This window comes from Streptomyces sp. NPDC093225 (assembly GCF_044753805.1).
Taxonomy (GTDB): Bacteria; Actinomycetota; Actinomycetes; order Streptomycetales; family Streptomycetaceae; genus Streptomyces.
Genome location: NZ_JBIVNX010000024.1, coordinates 85,895 through 109,776 on the forward strand (window position 1 = coordinate 85,895; position 23,882 = coordinate 109,776).

Sequence of the window (23,882 nt, forward strand, 5' to 3'; positions counted from 1 at the left end):
GGCCGCCCCGAGCGGTCACGCCGGGTCGCCGGGCGCGGCGCCGTCGGGTACGTCGGCGGCGCCGCGGGACACCTCCACCGCCGGGCCCGGGTGCGCGTCGAGGGAGGACCCGCCCGCGGGCAGCGCGTCGGAGGGCAGGGCGTCGGCGGGGAGTTCCGCCAGCTCGACCACGGGGTCCACGGCCGCGGGGGCCCCGCCCGGGGCCTTGGACGGGGGCTTCGGGGCGGCGGGGTCGGCGTGCGGCGGGACCGGCTGGGCCTCGGCCGCGCGCTCCAGGAAGCGCAGCAGCTCCACCGGGAAGGGGAGGACCAGCGTGGAGTTCTTCTCGGCGGCGACGGCCACCACCGTCTGGAGCAGCCGGAGCTGGAGCGCGGCCGGCTGATCGGCCATCACCCCCGCCGCCTCCGCCAGCTTCTTCGACGCCTGCAGCTCGGCGTCCGCGTTGATCACCCGCGCCCGCCGCTCGCGGTCGGCCTCCGCCTGCCGCGCCATCGAGCGCTTCATGGTCTCCGGCAGCGACACGTCCTTGATCTCCACCCGGTCGATCTGCACGCCCCATCCGACCGCCGGGCTGTCGATCATCAGCTCCAGGCCCTCGTTGAGCTTCTCCCGGTTGGAGAGCAGGTCGTCCAGGTCCGACTTGCCGATGATCGACCGCAGCGAGGTCTGCGCCATCTGGGAGACCGCGAACCGGTAGTCCTCGACCTCGATGATCGCGTTCCGCGGGTCGACCACCTTGAAGTACACGACCGCGTCCACCCGCACCGTGACGTTGTCCCGGGTGATGCCCTCCTGGGCCGGCACCGGGAGCGTCACGATCTGCAGGTTCACCTTGATCAGCCGGTCGACGAACGGGACGACCATGGTGAAGCCGGGTGACCGGACGCCCTCGCGCAGCCGCCCGAAGCGCAGGACCAGACCCCGCTCGTACTGCTTCACGACCCGCGCCGCCGCGGCCGTGTACACCCCGGCGCCCACGACCGCCGCGGCGGCTACTGCCAGCAGTTCCTCGACCATGACGGCCCCCTGCCAGACATGTCCACTACCTAACGGTATGCCCGACGGCGGGGGTCACAACCGGTCCGGCCGACGCTCGGGGGACGTCCGGCGGATCAGGGGCGGGCACCCCCTACAGCCAGGTGGCGAACTCCAGCAGCAGCTCCGCGTCCCGCCGGCGCCCCGCCGCCAGCGCCCGCGTTCCCGACTCCACCGCCCGGTAGACCGTCCAGCCGCGCAGCCGGTCCCGGTCCACCTCCAGCGCGTCGGCCAGCCGGTTCACCCGCCGCCGGGCCACGGCAGCCCCCGATGCGGCGGCCATCTGGTCCTCGAGCCGGTCCCGGACCAGCCGGGCCAGGTCGTACGCCCGCTCACCGACCACCGGTTCGGGGCCCACGGCCAGCCACGGCGCCCGGTCGCCCGCGAGCACCTTGCCCTGTCGGAAGGCGCCGTGCAGCAGCAGTTCCTCCGGCGGGAGGGCCACCAGCTCGTCCCGGACCGCCAGCGCCGTGCGCACCAGCTCCCGCGCCTCCTCGGGCGCCTTCGCCATCGCCTCCGCCTGCCGGGCCGTGCGCCCGGCCACCGTCTCGAAGCCGTGGCCGACGGGCGGCGCCACCCACAGCCGCCGGATCGTGCCGAGCGCCTCCAGTTGGGCCTTCGCGTCGGGCAGCGAGCGCAGCGAGACCTCCGACTGGAGCCGCTCCAGCAGCATCGCCCCGTCCTCGTGCCGCGTGTCGAGCACCCGTACGGCCCCGAACCCGCCCCAGTGCGCCAGTGCGGCCACCTCCAGCTGCGGCCGGGCGACCGGCGGCGCGAGCTTGAGCGCGGCAGGGGTGCCGTCCGCGTACCGGACCAGCACGACCAGGCTGCTGCGGCCCCCCGGAGCCTGCACCCGCTGGGCGGTCAACTCCCGCTGGTCGAGCGCCTCCTGGGTGAGTTCGGGGAGACGATCCAGCCACTCCCCGGCGGTGTCCGCGGACCCTTCGCCGAGCGCCCTGACAAGCCGCTCAGGCGGTTCGAAAGCCATACGTGCGAGGTCCCTTTCAGCTGGTCGTGGCTCGTTCCGATCGTTCCACGAGCCCAGGGAAGGCTACGCCGCCGCCCCGCCAGCGCGCCGCGCGCAGGGCCGCGGCGGTCAGCGCGTCGGCCGCCTCCCGGCGCAGCGGGCCCTCCGCGGCCCGCACCAGATCGGAGTACGCGCCCGCCACCCGGTCCTCGACGCCGGCCGCGAGCCGCTCGGCGTCCGCCGTGGTGCGGACGGGCGCCGGCAGGGCGTACGCGGCCTCCGAGGGCCGGGGCGTCCCGCCGAGCGCCCGTACGGTGCGGGTCAGCGCGTCGCGGCGGGCGTGGTGGGCGGCGTACGCGGTGCGGGCCTCGGGCGCCCGCTCGCCCGCGACCCGCGCGCCGACGATCCCGTAGGCGTAGACGGCCGCGTGCTCGGCGGCCAGGGCGGCCTGCGCGGCGGCGAGCACGCCGGGGCCGCTCTCCGGCTTGTCGGTCATGCCCGGTGCTCCGTTCCGGTCAGGAGGTACGCGTGCACGGTGGCGCAGGCCGCGACCGAGGCCAGCAGCCGTGCCAGCTCCCCGGTCGCACCGTCGAGCGCCGCGGTGCGGGCGGTGGCGGTACGGCGCTCGGCCCCGGCCAGCGAGGCCACCGCGGCCGCGGGGTCGGACGGCACCGGGTCGGCCGGGGGCGTGGGGGCCGGGGACCCCGACGGCGCGGGCGCCCCGGAGCCGGCCGGAGCGGCGGGCGCCGCCGCGGACGGCGGGGGAGACGCCGGGGACGCGGGAGCGGACGGACCGGTCGAACCGGTCGGACGCGGTGCCGTCACCGGGTGCGTCCCGGCCGGGGCCAGCGCCAGGGCGTGCGCCGCCACCGCGGCGCGCAGCGGGGCGAGCCGGGTGCCGAGCGCCGGGTGGGCCGCGAGCGTGGCGTCGTAGCGCCCCAGCAGCTCCAGGGTCTCCCGGACGGCCGATTCCCTGATGCGCCGATCGGGTGGTACCGCCGTGGGCCGCCGCGGGCCGCCGCCCTCCCCGGAGCACCCGGAGAGCAGGACGGCGCCGCCGGTCGCGGCCGCACCGGCGGCCAGCAGGCTTCTTCGCGAGGGGCGCGGGGGCCGCGCGGGCAGGGGGAACGGCACGGTGACGTCCTCGTGGGGTGGCGGAGGTACGGGGCGGGACGGTGATCACCGTACCCGCGGCGTGCGGGGCCGGGGCGGACGGCAACACCCCCCGGGACCGGATACCCTTTGGTCTGACACGCGACGGAAACCACAACAGCACACGCGGCCGAGGAGTCACCCGGATGAGCACCACCCAGAGCGACAGGCTGCGCGGACTGCTGGAGCCGCTCGTCGCCGACAAGGGCTTGGACCTCGAAGAGATCGAGATGTCCCGTGCGGGTCGGCGCCGGATGCTGCGGATCGTGGTCGATTCCGACGAGGGCGTCGAGCTGGACCTGTGTGCCGAGCTGAGCCGTGAGATCTCCGACAAGCTCGACGAGACCGACGCGATGGGCGAGGACGAGTACGTCCTCGAAGTGAGCTCGCCGGGCGCGGACCGCCCGCTGTCCGAGCACCGCCACTACGTACGGGCCCTCGGCCGCCTCGTGAAGTTCCAGCTGACCACCCCCGGTGACAAGGGGGCCGGCGAGCTGGTCGCGCGCATCCTCGACGTCGACGACGAGGGCCTCGACGTCGAGGTCCCGGGCGTCAAGGGGCGCAAGGCCACCACACGCCGGATCGCGTTCGCGGACATCGCCAAGGCGCGTGTCGAGATCGAGTTCAACCGCAAGGACAAGAAGGAAGAGGAGGCGTAGCCGTGGACATCGACATGAGTGCCCTGCGGGGTCTGGTCAGGGAGAAGGAGATCTCCTTCGACCTGCTGGTCGAGGCGATCGAGTCGGCCCTCCTCATCGCGTACCACCGCACCGAGGGAAGCCGCCGGCGCGCCCGCGTCGAGCTGGACCGCACCAACGGTCACGTGACCGTATGGGCGAAGGAGGACCCGCAGGACCTGGAGGAGGGGCAGGAGGCCCAGGAGTTCGACGACACGCCGTCGGGCTTCGGCCGGATCGCCGCCACCACCGCCAAGCAGGTGATCCTCCAGCGACTGCGCGACGCGGAGGACGACCTGACCTTCGGCGAGTTCGCGGGCCGCGAGGGCGACGTCATCACCGGCGTCGTCCAGCAGGGCAAGGACCCCAAGAACGTCCTCGTGGACATCGGCAAGCTGGAGGCCATCCTGCCCGTGCAGGAGCAGGTCCCCGGCGAGGAGTACCCGCACGGCCTGCGCCTGCGCACGTACGTCGTGCGCGTGGCCAAGGGCGTGCGCGGCCCGTCGGTGACGCTCTCGCGCACCCACCCGAACCTGGTGAAGAAGCTCTTCGCCCTGGAGGTCCCGGAGATCGCCGACGGCAGCGTCGAGATCGCCGCGATCGCCCGCGAGGCCGGCCACCGCACCAAGATCGCGGTCCGCTCCACCCGGGCGGGCCTGAACCCGAAGGGCGCCTGCATCGGCCCGATGGGCGGCCGGGTGCGCAACGTGATGGCCGAGCTGCACGGCGAGAAGATCGACATCGTCGACTGGTCGGACGACCCGGCGGAGATGGTCGCCAACGCGCTGTCCCCCGCACGGGTGAGCAAGGTGGAGATCGTCGACATGGGTGCGCGCTCCGCGCGCGTGACCGTGCCGGACTACCAGCTGTCGCTGGCGATCGGCAAGGAGGGGCAGAACGCCCGCCTGGCCGCACGCCTGACCGGCTGGCGGATCGACATCCGTCCGGACACCGAGCAGCCCGCCGAGCAGGGCTGAGGGAATAAACCGCTACCCGCCGGGGGTTCCCGGCGGGTAGACAAGAGGAGCGGGGGCGGCTTGTCCAGCCCCCGGATCGGGACAACATCCGTTCGATTTCTCGCCCGAAGGGGTGAGGTCGGTGCGGGGAGGTAGACTTAGGCGTGTCTGGCCGGACGCATGCCCGCGCATGCCCTGAGCGCACGTGTGTGGGGTGCCGGGAGCGAGCGGCCAAGAGCGACCTGCTGCGGATCGTGGCGAGAGGGGACGAGTGCGTCCCCGATCCTCGCGGTACGCTGCCCGGCCGGGGTGCGTACGTGCACCCCGCCGTGAACTGCCTCGAGCTGGCGGTCCGCCGCCGGGCGTTCCCCAGGGCCCTTCGGACCCAGAGGGCGCTCGACACGGCGGAACTGCGCAAGGCGCTCGAGGCGACACCGTAAGAAGAAGTGCGGCACGGATCTCCGTGCGGTCAGGTACCTCGCGAGTTGGAAGTAGGTCGAGATTGCGATGAGCACTCGATGAGTACGCGATGAGTACGCCCATGAAGTAGCAACGGTCCGGCGGTAACCGGACCTAAAAGGAGCGAAGTGGCTAAGGTCCGGGTATACGAACTCGCCAAGGAGTTCGGGGTTGAGAGCAAGGTCGTCATGGCCAAGCTCCAAGAACTCGGTGAATTCGTCCGTTCGGCGTCCTCGACGATCGAGGCGCCCGTTGTACGCAAGCTGACCGACGCTTTGCAGGGTCCCGGCGGTGCCGGCAAGACCGCTGCGAAGCCCGGCGCGCCCCGCAAGGCCGCCCCTGCGAAGCCCGCGGCGCCCGCGCCGTCTCCGGCCTCCGCGGCCCGTCCTGCTGCCCCGAAGCCCGGCGCACCGGCCCCCAAGCCGGCCGCTGCCGAGGCTCCCGCGGTCAGCGCCCCGGTGACCCCGGCCGCCCCCGGCCCGCGTCCCGGTCCGAAGGCCCCGGCCCCGAAGCCCGCTCCGGCGGCTCCGGCTCCGGTCGCGGCCGAGTTCCAGGCGCCCCCGGCGGCCCCGCAGGCCCAGCGCCCCTCCGGCGCGACCCCGGGCCCGCGTCCCACCGGCAACCGTCCGGCCGCTTCCGGCCAGGGCGGCGCCCGTCCCGGCGCGTCGCGTCCGGCCGGCACCCCCGGTGCCCAGGCCCCGCGTCCCGGCGGCCAGGCCCCGCGTCCGGGTGCCCGTCCCGCGGGTCCCCGTCCGGGCAACAACCCCTTCACCTCCGGCGGCTCCACCGGCATGGCGCGCCCGCAGGCGCCCCGTCCGGGCGGCGCCCCGCGCCCCGGTGCCCCCGGCGCCGGTGCTCCCGGTGGTCCCCGTCCGCAGGCCGGCCCCGGTGGCGGCCCGCGTCCGCAGGGTCCGCGCCCGACCCCCGGCGGCATGCCCCGTCCGCAGGGCGGCGCCCCGCGTCCGGGCGGTGCCCCGGGCGGTAACCGTCCGAACCCCGGCATGATGCCGCAGCGTCCGGCTGCCGGCCCGCGTCCGGGCCCCGGCGGTCGTGGCCCCGGTGGCCCCGGCGGTCGTCCGGCCGGTCCCGGCGGCGGCGGCGGTCGTCCCGGCTTCGCCGGTCGTCCGGCCGGTCCGGGCGGCGGCGGTCGTCCCGGTGGTGGCGGCGGCGGCTTCGCCGGTCGTCCCGGTGGTGGCGGCGGCGCTCCCGGTGGTGGCGGCGGCTTCGGCGGCGGTCGTCCCGGCTTCGGTGGTCGTCCCGGCGGCCCGGGTGCCCGTGGTGGCACGCAGGGTGCGTTCGGCCGTCCCGGCGGTCCCGCCCGTCGCGGCCGCAAGTCGAAGCGTCAGAGGCGCCAGGAGTACGAGGCCATGCAGGCCCCGTCCGTGGGCGGCGTGATGCTGCCCCGCGGCAACGGCGAGACCGTTCGCCTGTCGCGCGGTGCGTCCCTCACCGACTTCGCGGAGAAGATCAACGCCAACCCGGCGTCGCTGGTCGCGGTCATGATGAACCTCGGCGAGATGGTCACTGCCACGCAGTCCGTCTCCGACGAGACCCTCCAGCTCCTCGCGGGCGAGATGAACTACGAAGTTCAGATCGTCAGCCCGGAGGAGGAGGACCGCGAGCTGCTCGAGTCCTTCGACATCGAGTTCGGCGAGGACGAGGGCGGCGACGAGTTCCGCATGCCGCGTCCGCCGGTCGTGACCGTCATGGGTCACGTCGACCACGGTAAGACCCGACTGCTGGACGCGATCCGCAAGACCAACGTGGTCGCGGGCGAGGCCGGCGGCATCACGCAGCACATCGGTGCGTACCAGGTCTCCACCGAGGTCAACGACGAAGAGCGCAAGATCACCTTCATCGACACCCCGGGTCACGAGGCGTTCACCGCCATGCGTGCCCGCGGTGCCAAGTCGACCGACATCGCGATCCTCGTGGTGGCGGCCAACGACGGTGTCATGCCGCAGACGATCGAGGCCCTGAACCACGCCAAGGCGGCCGACGTGCCGATCGTGGTCGCGGTCAACAAGATCGACGTCGAGGGTGCCGACCCGGTCAAGGTGCGCGGTCAGCTGACCGAGTACGGCCTGGTGGCCGAGGAGTACGGCGGCGACACGATGTTCGTCGACATCTCCGCCAAGCAGGGTCTGCACATCGACTCCCTGCTGGAGGCCGTCGTCCTCACCGCCGACGCCTCGCTCGACCTGCGGGCCAACCCGGAGCAGGACGCGCAGGGTATTGCGATCGAGTCGCACCTCGACCGCGGTCGCGGTGCCGTCTCCACCGTCCTGGTGCAGCGCGGTACCCTCCGCATCGGCGACACGATGGTCGTCGGCGACGCGTACGGCCGTGTCCGCGCCATGCTCGACGACAAGGGCAACAACGTCGAGGAAGCGGGTCCGTCGACCCCCGTCCTGGTCCTGGGTCTCACCAACGTCCCGGGTGCCGGCGACAACTTCCTCGTCGTGGACGAGGACCGCACGGCCCGCCAGATCGCCGAGAAGCGCGCGGCGCGCGAGCGCAACGCCAACTTCGCCAAGCGCACCCGCCGGGTGTCCCTCGAGGACCTCGACAAGGTGCTCAAGGCCGGTCTGGTCCAGGAACTCAACCTCATCATCAAGGGCGACGCGTCCGGTGCGGTCGAGGCCCTGGAGTCGTCCCTGCTCCAGCTGGACGTCGGCGAAGAGGTCGACATCCGCGTCCTGCACCGCGGCGTCGGTGCGGTCACGGAGTCGGACATCGACCTGGCCATGGGCTCGGACGCCATCGTCATCGGCTACAACGTCCGTGCGGCCGGCCGTGCCGCGCAGATGGCGGAGCGCGAGGGCGTCGACGTCCGGTACTACTCGGTGATCTACCAGGCCATCGAGGAGATCGAGGCGGCCCTCAAGGGCATGCTCAAGCCGGAGTACGAAGAGGTCGAGCTCGGCACGGCGGAGATCCGCGAGGTCTTCCGCTCGTCCAAGCTGGGCAACATCGCCGGTGTCCTCATCCGCTCGGGCGAGGTCAAGCGCAACACCAAGGCGCGCCTCATCCGCGACGGCAAGGTCATCGCCGAGAACCTCAACATCGTCGGCCTGCGCCGCTTCAAGGACGACGTCACCGAGATCCGCGAAGGCTTCGAGGGTGGTATCAACCTCGGAAACTTCAACGACATCAAGATCGACGACGTCATCGCGACGTACGAGATGCGCGAGAAGCCGCGCGTCTGACGCGCAGCGGTTCGCGCCGTGTCGTGACCGGGGCCGGTCGGCGGAATTTCCGTCGATCGGCCCCGGCCGTTGCGTGTACGGTTTGGATGTTCCCGCCGAGCGCGTCGGTCGAGCGTGTCGGCCCGGCGGGCACCCCATGGCGGGCGCCACCGAACCCGAACCGGCGGGACATCCGGATCTGCATGTACGTAGGGACTCTGTCCTTCGACCTGCTCCTCGGCGACGTACGGTCGTTGAAGGAGAAACGCTCCGTCGTCCGGCCCATCGTCGCCGAGCTCCAGCGGAAGTTCTCCGTGAGCGCGGCCGAGGTCGGCGACCAGGACCTGCACCGCCGCGCCCGTATCGGGGTGGCCATGGTGTCGGGGGACACGGGGCACCTCTCGGACGTACTGGACCGCTGCGAGCGGCTGGTCGCGGCGCGTCCGGAAGTGGAGCTGCTGTCGGTGCGGCGCCGGCTCCACGGTGATGAAGACTGAATGCTTGACTTGCAAGAAAAGAAGGAGAAGGACCAGTGGCCGACAATGCGCGGGCGAAGAAGCTGGCGGACCTCATCCGGGAGGTGGTCGCCGAGAAGCTGCAGCGCGGCATCAAGGACCCGCGTCTGGGTACGCACGTGACCATCACGGACACCAGGGTCACCGGCGACCTGCGGGAGGCCACGGTCTTCTACACGGTCTACGGTGACGACGAGGAGCGCGCGAGCGCCGCCGCCGGCCTGGAGAGCGCCAAGGGCCTCCTGCGCTCCGCGGTCGGCCGGGCCGCGGGCACCAAGTTCACGCCCACCCTGACCTTCGTCGCGGACGCCCTCCCGGAGAACGCCCGCACGATCGAGGACCTGCTCGACAAGGCGCGCGCCTCCGACGAGCAGGTCCGCGAGGCCTCCTCGGGCGCCACGTACGCGGGCGAGGCCGACCCCTACAAGAAGCCTGGCGAGGACGAAGCCGCCGAATGAGCACCACGCCCCGGACGCCGGACGGCCTTGTCATCGTCGACAAGCCGTCCGGCTTCACTTCGCACGACGTCGTCGCCAAGATGCGCGGGATCGCGAAGACCCGCCGCGTCGGCCACGCCGGCACCCTCGACCCCATGGCCACGGGCGTGCTCGTGCTCGGCGTCGAGAAGGCCACCAAGCTCCTCGGCCACCTCGCGCTGACCGAGAAGGAGTACCTCGGCACCATCAGGCTCGGGCAGGACACCCTGACCGACGACGCCGAGGGCGACATCACCTCGTCCACCGACGCCTCCGGGGTCACCCGGGAGGCGGTGGACGCCGGGATCGCCAAGCTGACCGGCGAGATCATGCAGGTGCCGTCGAAGGTCAGCGCCATCAAGATCAACGGCGTGCGCTCGTACAAGCGCGCGCGGGAGGGCGAGGAGTTCGAGATCCCGGCGCGGCCGGTCACGATCTCCTCGTTCCAGGTGTACGACATGCGCGAGGCGGAGGCCGCGGACGGCACCAAGGTCGTCGACCTGGTCGTCTCCGTGGTCTGCTCCAGCGGTACGTACATCCGCGCGCTCGCCCGGGACCTGGGGGCCGACCTCGACGTGGGCGGCCACCTGACGGCGCTGCGGCGCACGCGCGTGGGCCCGTACAAGCTCGACCGCGCCCGCACCCTCGACCAGCTCCAGGAGGAGCTCACGGTCATGCCGATCGCCGAGGCGGCCACCGCGGCCTTCGCCCGCTGGGACATCGACGCGAGGCGTTCCCGGCTGCTGGCCAACGGCGTGCGGCTGGACATGCCGGACGAGTACGCCCCGGGCAAGCCGGTGGCGGTCTTCGGCCCGGACGGCCGGCTGCTCGCGCTCGTCGAGAGCAAGAACGGCAAGGCGAAGTCGCTGGCGGTCTTCGCGTAGCGGGACGGCGGGCCGTCCTCGGGAGGTCGGGCGGCGTGCGCGCGGCCCGACGGTCCTGGGACGGCCGGCGGTCCCGGACGTGGTGACAAGGGCGGCCCCGCTCGGCGGGGCCGCCCTTGTCGTCCGCTCCGGTCCGTCCTCCCGTGCCGTCGCGGAGCGGTGAGCGCACCCCCCTGCGCCGCTCACCGCTCCGCGTCCCCCTCGCTCCCCCTGCACGGTCTCTATCCACCCGACCTCCGCTATTCACCCTTCCGGGGCGGCGCTCGGAGTGAAAGGAGGGAGCGTGAGGGGGCGCGTTTCCCAGGCGTCCTCCTCGGGCGATCTTCGCCCCCTACCGTCTGCCGTACGGGGGAGCGGTGGGGAGGCGGGCGAGGGGGCGTGATGGCGGCTGGCGCCGACCGCGACGGCGGTGGGGACGGGAGCAGGAACAGGGGTCCGGGCGAGGGCGGAGCCGTCCACGGCCCCGCCCTGGTACGGCTGAGCGACCGGGCTGGCCGGCCCCGCGGCAGCGGGTTCGTCGCCGACGACACCGGCACCGTGGTCACCTGCCTGGAGGCCGTGACCGGCGCCTGGGGACCGCTGGTCCTGCACGGCGCGGGGGAGCGGTCCTTCGAGGCCGGGCCCGACGCCGTGGTGCCGGTCCCGGAGCACGGGCTGGCCTTCGTACGGACCGACGGTCTCGGGGTGCGGCCGCTGCCGGTGGGCGCGGCGCCGCGGATCGCCGCCGGGACGTACGTGCACCTCGCCGCGGGCGGCTGGCGTCAGGCCCGGGTGCTCCGGGCGACCGGCACCGCGCTGGACCTCGCCATCGGCACGGACGGCCGCGACGCGCTCCGGCACGGCGGCGAGGCGACCGGCGGACCGGTCCTGGACGGCGCGACCGGGGCGGTCCTCGGCGTCCTCACCGGTGGTCCGCGGGCGGTGCCGCTGCGGGCCGCCGCCGCCGCCGCGGCCGCGCCCGACGGCCCGCTGGCCGCGCTGCTGGCGCGCAACGCCGCGACCGTGCCCGCGTACGGCCCGGAACTCAACCTCGCCGGCGCCCTGCAGCTCACCGCCACCACCCTCGGAGCGGCGGACGGCGGACCGGACCCCGTGGCACGCCCCGCCGTGGCGCGGGAGCTGGCGGCCTTCGCGGCGGGCCCGGAGGCCGTCTGTGCCGTGGTCGGGTACCCGGGCGCCGGGCGTACGACCGAACTCGCCGCCCTCGCGCGCCGCCGGGCCCGCGGCCCCGAGCCGGCCCCGACCGTGTGGCTGCGCGGCGCCGACCTGAAGGCGGGGGACACCTCCCTGGCCGAGGCGGTCGGCCGGGCCCTGCGCGAGGCTGGCCGGATCGTGGCCGCGGCGGAAGCCGCGCCGTACGGGACGGACGCGGTGCCGTACGGGACGGAGGCGCCGCCCTACGGGACGGTGGCCGGATCCCGCGGCCCCGGGGGAGGGGCGGCCGGACCGTCCCGGGCCGCGGGGCACGGGCGCCCGGTCGGCGACCCCGCGGAGCCGGCGGACCCGACCCGGGTGGCGGCCCTGGCCCTGGCGGCGGGCCGGCCGCTGCTCGTCGTGCTCGACGCGCCGGAGGAGATGCCGCTGCGGCTCTCGGGAGCGCTGGGGGACTGGACGGCCGCCACCCTGCGCTGGCTGCGTCGGAGCGGGGCGCGGCTGGTGGCGGGTTGCCGGTGGGAGTTCCACGAGTACTGGGAGCAGGCCGGCCTCACGGGTGCGCCCGCGGTCCGGCTGGGGGACCTGGCCGCGCCGGAGGCGGCCACCGTCCGCTGCCGGTACGGCATCCCCGACTCCGGCGTGGCCGCGCGGGACGCGGGCCACCCGCTGACGCTGCGGCTGCTGGGGGAGGTGCGCGCGGCGGGCGTCACCGACGGCTGCCCGGACCGCGACGAGACCTTCACGGCGTACCTCGCGCTGGTCTGCCTCCGCATCGCGACCCGCCTGACCGCCGACCCCCTGACGCCCGGGCACGGCTCCGGGGCGGGCCCGGGCGGAGCGGGGGCGGGTGGTGCCGGCGCGCGGTCGGGTACGCGTTCCGGTGGGGCGGCCCCGGGGGCGGGACCGGGTGGTGCCGGGAGGGGTGCGCGGGCGGGTTCGGCAGCGCACGCGGGTGCGGGGGCGGGAGGCGACGGCCCTCGGGGGGACGCGGGGACGGGACCCGCCGGCGCGGATCCGTGGGCGGGGTCCGCCGGTACGGCCGGGGGTTCGGGTGCGGGTCCGGGGCGTACCGGGGCAGCGGGGTCGTGGGCGGGAGCCGGTCGGGAGGCCGCGGGACCGGGCGCGGGCGGCGGCCGCCGGCGGCGGACCGGCGGCGGTGCGACGCGCGACCAGGCCGGCACGGCCTTCCGGGACCGGCCCGGTGGGAGCGGCTCCGGGAGGCATGCCGCGGGAGGGGTGCCGGGTCGGGAGGTCCGGCGGCTCGCCGCGCGGGTCTCCGGCCGGGTGCACGAGGCCGCCCGGCTCTGCCTGGCGCGCGGGGACCTCGACCGCGCCGCCTTCGAGGCGCTGTTCCCGTGGCGCACCGGCTGGGCCTCGGCCGTCCTCACGGAGGGGCTGCTGGTCCCGGCGGGGGAGGGGTACCGGTTCGCCCACGAGGAGTTCGCCGACTGGCTCCAGGCCGCCCACCTCGACCTGCCCGGCGCCCTGCACCTCCTGACCGGCCCCCCGCTCCCCCCGACACGGCCCCCGGCGACGCCGCCGGGGCCGGTGCCGTCGGCGGCCGGACCGGCCGGGGCCCCGCCGCCCGCAGTGCCCGCCGGCGGCCCCGGGCCGGCGGCGTGGCCCCCGTCCGCGACCGCGGGTGCGGCGGTCGCGGACGGGGCGGGGGCCGCGCCCCGGGTGCCCCGGCACCGGGTCGGCGTGGTCGTCGAGGCACTGCTCCAGCAGGACGCCCCGGCCCTGACCCGGTCCCTGGCCGGCCTGGTCGAGGCGCTCGCCGCCGCCGCGCCGCCGCCACCCGCCTCGTCACCGCCACCCTCCGCGGGGCCCGGCCCGGCCGGTCCGGAACGGACGCTCCGCACCGGGGGCGGCGGGCGCGCCGGCGAGGACCGTCCCGACCCGCGGGCCGGGTGGGGCGCGGCGCCGGTCGGGCGCGCCCGTCCCGCCCCCGTGGGGGAGGCGGGCCCCGCGGGCCTGTGGCGGGCGGCGGTCGTCGGCCCGGACGGGGGCGCGGCGTTCGCAGGGCCGGGCGGCGCGGCCGAGGGCCCGCGTGAGCGCGCCGGGAGCCAGGGCGTGCCCGACGGGGGCGGGGCGGCCGCACCGCCGGACGGTGGCGCCGACCCCATGCGGGGCGGCGTCTGGGTGCCGCGGCAGCCGACCGGGTGCCGCACCGCCGGCCCGGCGGGCGACGGCGGGGGCGACGGCCGACCGGTCGACGGCGGGCTCCCCGGCCCGGCGGGCGGCGGCGCGGCCGGTGGAGCGACGGGTGCCGGCGGGGCCGGGGAGCGGGGGTGGTGGGCCGGGCGGCTGCTGCGGGAGGTGCTGCTGCGGCTGGGCGACGTACGGCCGTACCTCGGTGTCCTGCGCGTCCTGGCGCTCGTCCCCGCGCCGCCGGGGGCCGGGCTCGGCGGGTGGTTCTGGGAGCGGCTCGCCCTCCCCGAGCCCGACCGGCTGGACCTGCTGCGCACCCTGCTCCCCGGCGACGCGGCTCCCGGCTCGCCCGACCGCCGTCTGGACGCCGTCGTCCGTCGGCTGCACGCGGACCCGCGGGCCGTGCAGCCCCTGCTCTGCGACTGGTTCGCGGACGACACCCCGCTCGCCGCCACCCCCGGCGCCACCGTGGCCACCGCCGCCCAGGCCCTCCTCCACACCCACCGTCGCCTGGCCCTGGACGACCTCGCCGAGGCCCTGGTCGCCCGTGCCCATCCCCGCGCCGACGAACTCCTCGCGGTCCTCGCGGAGGAGGAGCCGCCCGCGCTCTGCCGCGCGGTGGACCGCTGGTCGCGCGACCCCCGTCCGGAACGCCGCGTCGCCGCGGCCGCGTACGGCCTCGCCACCGCCCCGTACGCCGCCACCCCCGCCGACCGCGACCTGCTGCGGTTCGCCGCCCTCGCGCTGCTGGCGCGTCCCGAGGACACCACGGCCCACGGCCCGGCCCTGACGCTCCTCACCGTGCTCGAGAGGCACTCGAGCCCGCCACTCAGGACCATGCCGATGACGGCGGACGAGCGGGGACATGGCAGTCTTAGACCTGCGTAAGGCGTCATCCGTGTCATCCGTGTGAGCGAATGACGTCCGCAGGGCAGAGGCATTTCACTACCGGCACTACGGGTTTCGGGCGAGGAGCGGTCACAGTGCAGCGCTGGCGTGGCTTGGAGGAGATCCCCCAGGACTGGGGGCGCAGCGTCGTCACCATCGGCTCCTACGACGGCGTCCACCGCGGACACCAGCTGATCATCGGCCGGGCCGTGGCCCGCGCGCGTGAACTCGGCGTCCCCTCCGTCGTCGTGACCTTCGACCCGCACCCGAGCGAGGTCGTCCGCCCCGGCAGCCACCCGCCGCTGCTGGCCCCGCACCACCGGCGCGCCGAGCTGATGGCCGAGCTGGGCGTGGACGCGGTGCTGATCCTGCCCTTCACCGCCGAGTTCTCCCAGCTCTCCCCGGCCGACTTCATCGTGAAGGTGCTGGTCGAGGCGCTGCACGCGAAGGCCGTCATCGAGGGCCCGAACTTCCGCTTCGGCCACCGCGCCGCCGGCACCACCGCCTACCTCACCGAGCTGGGCGCGACGTACGACTACGAGGTCGAGGTCGTCGACCTCCACGTGAGCGGCGAGGCGGGCGGCGGCGAGCCGTTCTCCTCGACGCTGACCCGGCGGCTGGTCGCCCAGGGCGACGTCGAGGGTGCGGCCGAGATCCTCGGGCGCCCGCACCGCGTCGAGGGCGTGGTCGTGCGCGGCGCGCAGCGCGGGCGCGAGCTCGGCTACCCGACGGCGAACGTCGAGACCGTGCCGCACACCGCGATCCCGGCGGACGGCGTCTACGCGGGCTGGCTGAGCGCGAACGGCGAGCGGATGCCGGCGGCCATCTCGGTGGGCACCAACCCCCAGTTCGACGGGACCGAGCGGACCGTCGAGGCCTACGCGATCGACCGGGTCGGGCTCGACCTGTACGGGCTGCACGTGACCGTGGACTTCCTGGCGTACGTGCGCGGCATGGCGAAGTTCGAGTCGCTGGAGGGCCTGCTGGAGGCCATCGCGGACGACGTGAAGCGGGCGCGGGCGCTGACCGAGGCGTACGACGCGGACCGCTAGTTCCTGCCGGTTCCTGCCGGTTCCCCGCTCGTGCCGGGTCACCCGGAGTCGAGCCCGAGCAACGGCCGAGGGCCCGTCCCCATCAGGGGTACGGGCCCTCGGCCGTTTCCGGTCACGGGTGCTGCGGGTGCGGCGGGGGCTGCTGCCAGTCCTGGCCGGGGGCGGGTGCGCCGGGCTGCTGGTGCGGCTGCGGGGCCGGGGCCGGACCGGGCACCGGCGCCTGCCCCGGGTGGGGGCCCTGGCCGGCGTACGGGCCCGGGACCGGTGCGCCGGGGGTCCCCGCCGACCCGGGGGCGTACCCGGCCTGCGGCCCGTGGGGTGCCGTGGGGTGGCCCCACGCGCCCCGGGCCTGCTGGGCCCGCACGAAGTCCTCGGCGACCAGGGACGCGAGGTGGAAGTACGCCTCCCGGGTCTTGGGCCGCATCATGTCCAGGTCGACCTCGGCGCCGGCCGACAGGTGCTCGTCGAACGGCACCACGACCACCCCGCGGCAGCGGGTCTCGAAGTGCCGGACGATGTCGTCCACCTTGATCATCTTCCCGGTCTCGCGGACCCCGGAGATGACCGTGAGGGAGCGCGCGACGAGGTCGGCGTACCCGTGCGCGGACAGCCAGTCGAGCGTGGTGCTCGCGCTGCTCGCGCCGTCGACGGACGGGGTCGAGATGATGATCAACTGATCGGCGAGGTCCAGTACGCCGCGCATGGCGGAGTAGAGGAGCCCGGTGCCCGAGTCCGTGAGGATGATCGGGTACTGCTTGCCGAGGGTGTCGATCGCGCGGCGGTAGTCCTCGTCGTTGAAGGTCGTCGAGACCGCCGGGTCCACGTCGTTGGCGATGATCTCCAGGCCGGACGGGGCCTGGGAGGTGAAGCGCCGGATGTCCATATACGAGTTCAGGTACGGGATCGCCTGGACCAGGTCGCGGATGGTCGCCGAGGTCTCACGGCGCACGCGGCGGCCGAGCGTGCCGGCGTCCGGGTTGGCGTCGATGGCCAGGATCTTGTCCTGGCGCTCGCTCGCCAGCGTCGAACCGAGGGCGGTGGTGGTCGTCGTCTTGCCGACGCCGCCCTTGAGGCTGATGACGGCGATCCGGTAGCAGGACATGACGGGGGTGCGGATGAGCTCCAGCTTCCGCTGGCGCTCGGCTTCGGCCGCCTTGCCGCCGAACCGGAACAGCCCGCCGCCGGATCCGCCGCGGTTGCTGCGCGGCTTCTGCGGCTTGGCGCGCAGCAGGCGTTCGGAGGACAGCTCGACGGCGGCGGTGTAGCCGAGGGGCGCACCGGGGCCGGGCTGCTGCTGGCGCGGGTCGGGGCCCATCGGGCCGGCGGGGCCGGCCGCCGGCGGGGTGGTGCCGGGGGCGTGACCGGGGACCGGTCCGGTACCCGGTGCGCCGGCCGGTCCGGCGCCGGGACCGCCCGGGACGGGGCCGGCGGGGAAGGCCCCGCCGTGGCCGGGGGCGTGGCCGGTCGTGAACGCACCACCGGGGCCCGGGGCCGGCGCACCCGAGTGCCCTCCGGGAAGTCCCGCCACGGGAGCCCCGGCCGGGTCACCGGACGGCGCGGGCCACACGGCCCCGGTCCGCGGGTCGGCGGGCGGCTGCGCGTACGCCTGCGGCTGCCCGTACGGCGCGGCGGCGGCCGGTGCCGGCGGAACGGGCGGCTGGGCGGCCGTGACGCCGTAGCCGGCGTCGTACGAAGTGCCGGGCCCCTGCGGAGCCGTGGCCGCAACGTGAGCCGGACCCGAGGTGGCTGCCGCGGGTGCCTGCGGGACCGCCGGCGACGGGAAGCCGTACCCGTCGGAGGCCTGCTGCGCCGGTGCGGGCCCGCCCGTCGCGGCGGGCAGCGGGTAGTCGTCGGTGCCGGCGCCGGCCGGGGGCCGCGCGTCCGACACCGGCACGGCACCGGGTCCCGGCGGGGGCAGCAGGGCGTCGTCCCCGAAGTCGATGGCCGCGCCGGCGGCGTCCGGCCGCGCGGCGGGGTACGGCTCCGGTGCCGCGTCCGTGCCCGGAGCGTCGGGGCCGGTGCCGTCCGCCGCCACGGCCGGGTACGGCTCCGGGGCCGGGACCGCACCCGCGTCGGGGAGCGCACGCGTGCCGGCGGGCACAGCCGCGGCCGCGTCCCGGGCCGGGCCCGGGTCCGTGCCCCGCGTCGGGTCCGGGGTACCGGCTGCCCACGGCTCCGCGTCCGCCGGTGCCGCGGCGGGCAGCGGCGCGGGGTGCTCGGGGGTCGGCGCCGGGGCCGCCTCGACGCTGCGGCCCGGGGCAGCAGCGAGGGGCGCAGCCGTGGCCGGCTCGGCCGGGGGCATCGGCGCGTGCTCCGGGTCCGGGAACGCGCCGGGAGCCTCGGCCGAGACCGAGTAGTCGGCGTAGGGGGTGACGGGTGCGCGGACCGCCTCTCCGGCCGGGGGCGTCGGGGCGGTCAGGACCGCGTCCGCGGGCCCGTTGCCGGGGCCCGGGGCCGCGTCGCCCGCACCGGTGACCCGCTCGACGGCACCCGTCACCCGATCGGCTGACCCGGCCGGGCCCCGTGCGCCGCCGGGACCGGACCCGGGTACGTCCACGAAGGGCCCGGCGGCGAGGCCCTCCGCGGCCGCGCCGGGCACCCCCTCGTGCGGGGTTCCGGCGGTCACCGCGGCCTGCGGACCGGAGCCGAACGGCTCGACCCCAGCCGGTACGGGAGCCGTCGCGCCGAGCGGGTCGGCCTGGGGGGAAGCGGCGGACCCGGGCCCGACCGGCAGCCCACCAGGAGCCGGCGGTGCGCCGGCCTCGCGACCGGGCTGAGCGAGTACGGGGAACGCGACCCCGCCCTCCGCGGGCGGCGCCGGCACGGCGGGCGCGACGGTCGCACCCTGTGCCGGCGTCGACCCGACGCCCGCACGGGGCGGGACCGGTGCCGGCGGGACCACGGGCACACCATGGCCGGGCTGCGCGGGGGCCGGGCCCTGGTACGCGGGTCCGTGCTGGGCCTGCGCAGGAAGAACGGGAGGTGCGGCCTCGAACCCGGGCTGCGCCGCCACCGCGCCCGAGGGCGCGGCCGTGCCGTGCTGCGGGGCGGCAGGGGCACCGGGCTGCACCGGGTACTGCGCCTGCGCCTCGTGTCCGGAGTGGACCGGCGCCGGGGCGGGCGGGGTCGAGAAGCCGGGCCGGGCCGGGGCCTCGTAGCCCTGGTCAGGGTGTGCGGGAGTCGCCGGGGGGCCGGCCTGGGCGGGGACGCCCTGCTCCGGCCGCGCCGGTACGGGGCCCGACGGCCCCGGCGGGGTGCCGTGGGTGGACCAGGCCGGGGGGACCGCGGGCTGCGCCGGGGCGGCGTCCTGCGGGGGCCAGTTCGGCTCGAAGCCGCTGCCCGGAGGCAGCCCCGGTACCGGGACGCCCGGCACCGGTCCCGGCGCCGCGGTCTGCGTGTACCAGGCCGGCGGCGTGTAGTCGATGGTGAACTCGCCCGTCAGCTCGGGCTCCGCGTCGGACTGATCGTCCGTCGGGACGTCTCGCGACCCGTCGCGGCTCTCGTTCCGATCGCCGTACACACATCCTCCTGCTCGGTCCGAGTGCCGACGTCCGGCACTCGCGTGGGCGGACCGCCCGGGGCCCGGCCCGGTCCAGGTGCCGACCGCAGCTGCCGTACGAGCCGGCCGGTTGGACGGCCGGGCGATCCCGACCGGACCCCCCACGTGGCGCCTCCGCGCACACGGCCAGCCTAGGGGGTGTCCCGACGCTCCCGCCGGGCTCCCGCCGCCTTGCACCGGCCCCGGCGGGCGGCAATGAGCCGCCGATGGCGACGGGCCGCGCCAACGCCCCACCATCGGAACGCAGTTCGGGTGCCCCCTGATGCTCCTCCGCCTGCCCCGATCGGTACGGCCCTCCGCACCGCCGCGAGCCGATGCGCCCCGCGTCCAGCCGGGTACGGCGCCCAGCCGCCGCGCCCGAAGCGGTCCGGACCCCGGCCGACCCGGCAGCGAAGCCCCGGGCCCACGAAATCGAGGGAGTGGGCCGTCCCGTGGTGTGTGGGGGAGCCTCTTGAGGCGCCATGGCAGGCTGGTCCGGAGGCGGGCCCGGGCCGAGGGGGGGCCGCAGGCCCGGGCGAAGCCCCGAAGCCCTCGGGGTAGGCCTGCCGCAGGGCCTGCAGGCCATGGCGGGTCAAGAGGCGAGGGGCTCCACACACCACGGGACGACCCCACGAAGCCGGAGTCCACCTCCCCGACACCGCCCACCGCTCCGCGTCGCCCCGCCCCGCGCCGCCCGCTCAGTCGATCCGCCGGGCCGCGCCCAGCAGCCCGAGCTCCGCCTCCGTGCCCTGCGTCATCACGAACTGCCGGTCCCGGCCCGTGCACCACAGGGTGACGCCGTCGCCCAGCGTGGGCAATGCGTCCACCGCCGAGCGCGGCAGGTTCATCAGGCGGCCGACCTGCTCGGCCTCGTCCGGGGACACCCGCTGCACGCCCACCAGCGCGGACTGCTCCAGCAGCCGCGGCGCCGCCGGGCTCAGATAGGGCAGGAGCGTCAGCACCGACTGCCAGGGCCCGGCCACGACCCGGCCCCGCGGCGGCCGCATCCCGCAGTCGCGCACCACCAGCACCGGGCTGCCCGCCGACGCGCCCTGCGGCGGCACCCGGCCCACCTCGTGCAGCGTCACGCACTGCTGGCCGCCGCCGGCCGAGCGGGCCAGGGTCGTCCACGCCGGGGCGCGGCCGGTCTCCACGGCCACCCGGGCCCCCGTCGCCGCCGCCCGGAGGGCCACCACCTGGGCGGTCCACAGGCCGCCCACCAGCGTGACGTCGTACGCCGTGGGCCGGTTCAGCCCCAGCACGGCGGGCCGGCCACCGGAGTCCACGCCGATGACCACGCCGTCGTCCGCCACCGGCAGCGCCAGCGCGTCGAGTTCCTCGGACGAGACCGCGTGCCGCTCGCGCCGCGGGCCGATCAGACCGAAGCCGAGCAGCTGCCGACCGCGCCGGTCCCCAGCCGCCCCAGCACCAGCACCAGCACCAGCACCAGCACCAGCCCCAGAGCCAGAACCAGCCCCAGAACCAGCACCGCCCCGGCCCCTCCAGGCCCCCGCACTCCGCCGCGCCCTCACCGCGCACCTCCCAGCGGCAGCGAGGCCAGCAGCCCCGGCACCTGTTCGCGGTCCAGCCGGACCAGTCCCGTACGCACGCCCCGCGCCATGCGCTCCAGCTCGCGGCGCGCGACCACCAACTCCTCGTCGCTGCGCCCCGTGATGCGGACGTGGCCCGCGAGGGCGACCTCCTGCCGCGCCCCGCGCGCCAGCGTCAGGCTGAAGTTCGTCGCCACCGCGGGCACCGACGTCAGCAGCGCCGCGAACTGCGCCAACGGTGCCGACCCGCCGCCCAGCTGCGGCCAGCGCCCCACCCAGTACGTCGTGTGCCGCCGGTCGTCGCAGCGCCAGCTGCGCGCGGTCTCCTCCGTGCGCCGCCCCGCCGTACCGGCCTGTCCCGCGCGGCCCGCCTGCGTGATCGCCATCGGGTTGGCGCAGGACGAGGTGGCCAGGGCCGCCGTCAGCTCCTGCTCCGTGAGCACGGTCGCCCGGAACCCGGCACCGGTCAGCCGGCTCGCCAGCTGGTCCGCCGCCCGTACGACGCACCGCTGCGCCCCCACCAGGCCGCCGCCGCGCGCGGCCACCGCCTCGGGGCACAGCTCCGGGTCCAGCTTCAGCGCGATCCACGTCAGCCGCACCGCCGGCGTGCCCGTCCGGGCCTGCAGCGGCGCGTAGTTGCGGGCCGCCATCGCCTCCTTCGGCAGGTGCGGGGCCGGCGCGGGCTGGGTGTGCTGCACCAGCTGGGCCGATTCCAGGCGTATCCCGTCCGCCTCCAGCACGTCCCGGACCAGGCCCAGCGGCAGCGCCCGCTCCGAGCGGTCCGGCCGCAGGGCCGTCGCCTCCACGTCCACCTGCACCACGGCCGTCAGGAACGTGCCGTCGCCGACCATCCCCACCGGCGGCCGCTCACGGCCCCGCTCCCGTTCGCTCTCCCGGTCCGCGAACGTGTAGGTGCGCAGCGCCGGTTCGGCCTCCACCAGCGGAGCCAGCCCCGGCTCGGTGCCCGCCGGCACCGTCGACGCGGCCGCCCGGCGCCGCCGCGCCCGCAGGGCCAGCGCGGTGCCCAGCCATTCGGGGAGGGAGCGCTGGTGACGACGTACCAGCGCGAGCAGGACGAGCACCGCGGCCAGCACGCCGGCCGGCACGAGCAGCCACGGCCCCAGCACCCACGCCACCAACAGCAGCGCGGCCGCCAGCTCCAGCAGGACGACCTGTTGCAGTCGGAACGGACCGAAGCGCCCGGGCCGCGCCGTCGGACGCGGCGTCACCCCGCCCCGGTCGGCCGCGGCTGCGCCGCCGCCCGGGCCCGAACTCCCGGCGTCCGGCCGCAGGGCCCCCGCGGCCCGTGGTTCCGTCGCGGTGGCCATCTCCCGCGCACCTCCCCCTTCGTGTGCGGCGGACCCGCACCCGCGCCGCGCGCCGTCCGGAATCCGCCCGATCCGCCCCCATCGGCCTGACGCGGGCCCGAACGGGCCGGTGCGGAACGCCCGCAGGGGCGCGGCCACCCTACCCGGCCCGAACTCGCCGTCCGGCAACAGGCATAGTAGGTGCCCGGTCCGACAGCCCGCGGCCGACCGCCCACCGCGGTCCAGCCCGCGCGCACCGGCCACCGGGGGCCCCGTCACGGGGCCCGCGACGGCCGGGAACGGCCGGCAACGGCCGGGCGCGACCGGGGAGAAGCGGGGAGAGACAGGCGGTCATGGCATCACGGCGCGACGAACTCAACGCCTACACCTTTGCGAAGCGGCGCACGGTCGCCGCGTTCCTGCAACCCTCCGCCACCGGCAGCGAGGAGGGCGCCCCGCGCCCGCTGCGCGCCGTCGTGCCCGGCCTCGTGGCCGGCGCGCTCGTCCTGGCCGGCTTCGGCGCCTGGGGCATGTTCAAGCCCGTCGCACCCAAGGGCTGGGACACCCCCGGTGCCAAGGTCATCGTCGGCGAGCAGTCCACCACCCGGTACGTCGTCCTCAAGACCGGTGACAAGACGCTGCTGCACCCCGTCCTCAACCTCGCCTCGGCCCGCCTGCTGCTGACCCCCCAGCAGTTCGACGTCATCCAGGTCAGCGACGAGATCCTCGACTCGGGCAGGCCCCCGCGCGGACCCATCCTCGGCATCCCCTACGCCCCCGACCGGCTGCCCACCGCGCGGGACGCCGGCACCGCCAAGCGCTGGGCCGTCTGCCAGCAGCCCGGCGCCGGCGGCCACGGCACGCAGACCGCCGCCTTCGTCCTCGCCGACCGCGACGCCGCCCGCACCGAGGGCCCGAACCGGCTGACCGGCGCCCAGGTGCTCTACGTCCACGGCCCCGACAAGACCCGCTACCTCGTCGACGCCGCCGGCATCAAGTACGCGATCGCCGGCCCGAAGTCCGACCGCGACACCCTCGTGCGCGCCCTGGTCGGCGAGACCGCCCGCTCCCAACCCGTCACCGCCGCCTGGCTGGCCGCCCTGCGCACCGGCACCCCCGTCGCCTTCCCCGAGCTGCCCGGCCGCCCCGGCGCCGACGCCAGGGTGTCGGGACTGGCCACCGCGGACAACCGCGTCGGCCTGGTGCTGCGCGCCCAGACCGGCGCCGGCCCCCAGCACTACGTCGTGCTGCCCGGCAAGGTCCAGCCGGTCTCGGAGTTCACCGCCTGGCTGCTCATCAACGCCCCCGTCACCGCGGGCCTCGACATGAACGGCCGGCCGCGGGACGTGGACCTGCAGTCCCTCGACCCGGCCCGCGGCACCTTCGCCGGTTCCGCCCGCTGGCCCCAGTCCCGGCCCGCGCAGGTCAACCGTACGAGGGCCGCCGCCCCCGGCACCTCCGGCGCGGCGCCGCGCGACACCGTCTGCGCCGTGCTGCGCGAGGTCGACGCCAAGGGCCGCGCCACCCTCAGCACCTGGGCCGGCACCGGCTTCCCCGTGGACCTCACCGCCACCGGCACCAGCACGTACGTCACGCCCGGCACCGGACTCCTCTACACCCAGGTCCAGGGCGGCGCCCGGTCCCGCCCGGACGGCTCCCTCTTCCTCCTCACCGACACGGGGCTGCGCTACGCCCTCCAGGCCAACGGCGACAGCGACGCGCGCCGCTCCGCCGTCGGCGCCGGCGCGGGCGGGGGCAGGGAGGAGGACGGCCGCCCCGAGGCGAGCCAGGCCCAGATCCGGCTCGGCTACGAGAAGGTGGTGCCGACCCTCGTGCCGATCGCGTGGTCGGAGTTCCTCTCGAAGGGGCCCCGGCTGGACACCAACAGCGCCCGCCAGCCGCAGGGTTCCTGAGGACCGGGGAGGGACGCCA

General features: G+C 76.3%; 17 protein-coding genes. 10 read left to right on the forward strand and 7 right to left on the reverse strand.

Going from position 1 to position 23,882, the window contains the following annotated elements; all coding sequences use genetic code 11:
- Positions 1-15: 15 nt before the first annotated feature.
- The 4 genes from ACIQCH_RS22230 to ACIQCH_RS22245 all read right to left on the reverse strand — a co-directional run bounded on the left by ACIQCH_RS22230 (position 16) and on the right by ACIQCH_RS22245 (position 3,136).
- Positions 16-1,017, reverse strand: coding sequence for an SPFH domain-containing protein (locus tag ACIQCH_RS22230; protein ID WP_402583335.1), 1,002 nt, complete (start codon positions 1,015-1,017; stop codon positions 16-18).
- Positions 1,018-1,129: 112 nt separating this feature from the next.
- Positions 1,130-2,023, reverse strand: a complete 894-nt coding sequence (locus ACIQCH_RS22235) for an aminoglycoside phosphotransferase family protein (RefSeq protein ID WP_402583337.1) — start codon at positions 2,021-2,023, stop codon at positions 1,130-1,132.
- 16 nt (positions 2,024-2,039) lie between these two features.
- The gene (locus tag ACIQCH_RS22240) at positions 2,040-2,498 is read right to left on the reverse strand and encodes a ferritin-like domain-containing protein (protein WP_402583339.1); all 459 of its coding nucleotides are present in this window, start codon (positions 2,496-2,498) and stop codon (positions 2,040-2,042) included.
- Positions 2,495-3,136, reverse strand: coding sequence for a hypothetical protein (locus tag ACIQCH_RS22245; protein ID WP_402583340.1), 642 nt, complete (start codon positions 3,134-3,136; stop codon positions 2,495-2,497). The genes ACIQCH_RS22240 and ACIQCH_RS22245 overlap by 4 nt, the downstream gene beginning before the upstream one ends.
- A 164-nt stretch (positions 3,137-3,300) precedes the next feature.
- Between ACIQCH_RS22245 and rimP the strand changes: the two genes are divergently transcribed.
- The 9 genes from rimP (at position 3,301) to ACIQCH_RS22290 (ending at position 15,555) form a co-directional block, all read left to right on the forward strand.
- Entirely contained in the window at positions 3,301-3,813 is a 513-nt protein-coding gene (gene rimP / locus ACIQCH_RS22250) for a ribosome maturation factor RimP (protein ID WP_402583342.1), read from the forward strand.
- A 2-nt stretch (positions 3,814-3,815) separates the two neighbouring features.
- Positions 3,816-4,808 (forward strand): transcription termination factor NusA, encoded by a 993-nt coding sequence (nusA, locus tag ACIQCH_RS22255; RefSeq protein WP_030195373.1) that lies wholly within the window; start codon positions 3,816-3,818, stop codon positions 4,806-4,808.
- A gap of 143 nt (positions 4,809-4,951) precedes the next feature.
- The gene (locus tag ACIQCH_RS22260) at positions 4,952-5,227 is read left to right on the forward strand and encodes a YlxR family protein (RefSeq protein ID WP_402583344.1); all 276 of its coding nucleotides are present in this window, start codon (positions 4,952-4,954) and stop codon (positions 5,225-5,227) included.
- Positions 5,228-5,374: 147 nt separating this feature from the next.
- Positions 5,375-8,455, forward strand: a complete 3,081-nt coding sequence (infB, locus tag ACIQCH_RS22265; RefSeq protein ID WP_402583346.1) for a translation initiation factor IF-2 — start codon at positions 5,375-5,377, stop codon at positions 8,453-8,455.
- 182 nt (positions 8,456-8,637) lie between these two features.
- Complete coding sequence (locus ACIQCH_RS22270; RefSeq protein ID WP_030195381.1) at positions 8,638-8,931, forward strand: DUF503 domain-containing protein; 294 nt, start codon at positions 8,638-8,640, stop codon at positions 8,929-8,931.
- Positions 8,932-8,966: 35 nt separating this feature from the next.
- A complete protein-coding gene (gene rbfA / locus ACIQCH_RS22275) occupies positions 8,967-9,407 on the forward strand; it encodes a 30S ribosome-binding factor RbfA (RefSeq protein WP_030195384.1) in 441 nt (146 codons plus the stop codon).
- The gene (gene truB, locus ACIQCH_RS22280; protein WP_402583349.1) at positions 9,404-10,309 is read left to right on the forward strand and encodes a tRNA pseudouridine(55) synthase TruB; all 906 of its coding nucleotides are present in this window, start codon (positions 9,404-9,406) and stop codon (positions 10,307-10,309) included. The genes rbfA and truB overlap by 4 nt, the downstream gene beginning before the upstream one ends.
- A gap of 381 nt (positions 10,310-10,690) precedes the next feature.
- Positions 10,691-14,503: a hypothetical protein gene (locus ACIQCH_RS22285; protein WP_402583351.1), complete on the forward strand. Its 3,813-nt coding sequence runs from the start codon at positions 10,691-10,693 to the stop codon at positions 14,501-14,503.
- Positions 14,504-14,598: 95 nt separating this feature from the next.
- Complete coding sequence (locus ACIQCH_RS22290; protein ID WP_402583353.1) at positions 14,599-15,555, forward strand: bifunctional riboflavin kinase/FAD synthetase; 957 nt, start codon at positions 14,599-14,601, stop codon at positions 15,553-15,555.
- Positions 15,556-15,667: 112 nt separating this feature from the next.
- On the opposite strand, the gene ACIQCH_RS22295 is transcribed toward ACIQCH_RS22290, so the two are convergent.
- The 3 genes from ACIQCH_RS22295 to eccE form a co-directional block, all read right to left on the reverse strand.
- Positions 15,668-19,075 carry an SCO5717 family growth-regulating ATPase gene (locus ACIQCH_RS22295; RefSeq protein WP_402583354.1) on the reverse strand — a complete coding sequence of 1,136 codons (3,408 nt, stop codon included), beginning with the start codon at positions 19,073-19,075 and terminating at the stop codon, positions 15,668-15,670.
- A 716-nt stretch (positions 19,076-19,791) separates the two neighbouring features.
- Complete coding sequence (locus ACIQCH_RS22300) at positions 19,792-20,487, reverse strand: hypothetical protein (protein ID WP_402583401.1); 696 nt, start codon at positions 20,485-20,487, stop codon at positions 19,792-19,794.
- 134 nt (positions 20,488-20,621) lie between these two features.
- Complete coding sequence (eccE, locus tag ACIQCH_RS22305) at positions 20,622-21,971, reverse strand: type VII secretion protein EccE (RefSeq protein WP_402583356.1); 1,350 nt, start codon at positions 21,969-21,971, stop codon at positions 20,622-20,624.
- Positions 21,972-22,303: 332 nt separating this feature from the next.
- On the opposite strand from eccE, the gene eccB reads away from it, so the two are divergent.
- Positions 22,304-23,863, forward strand: coding sequence for a type VII secretion protein EccB (eccB, locus tag ACIQCH_RS22310; RefSeq protein WP_402583358.1), 1,560 nt, complete (start codon positions 22,304-22,306; stop codon positions 23,861-23,863).
- The last annotated feature ends 19 nt before the right edge of the window (positions 23,864-23,882 follow it).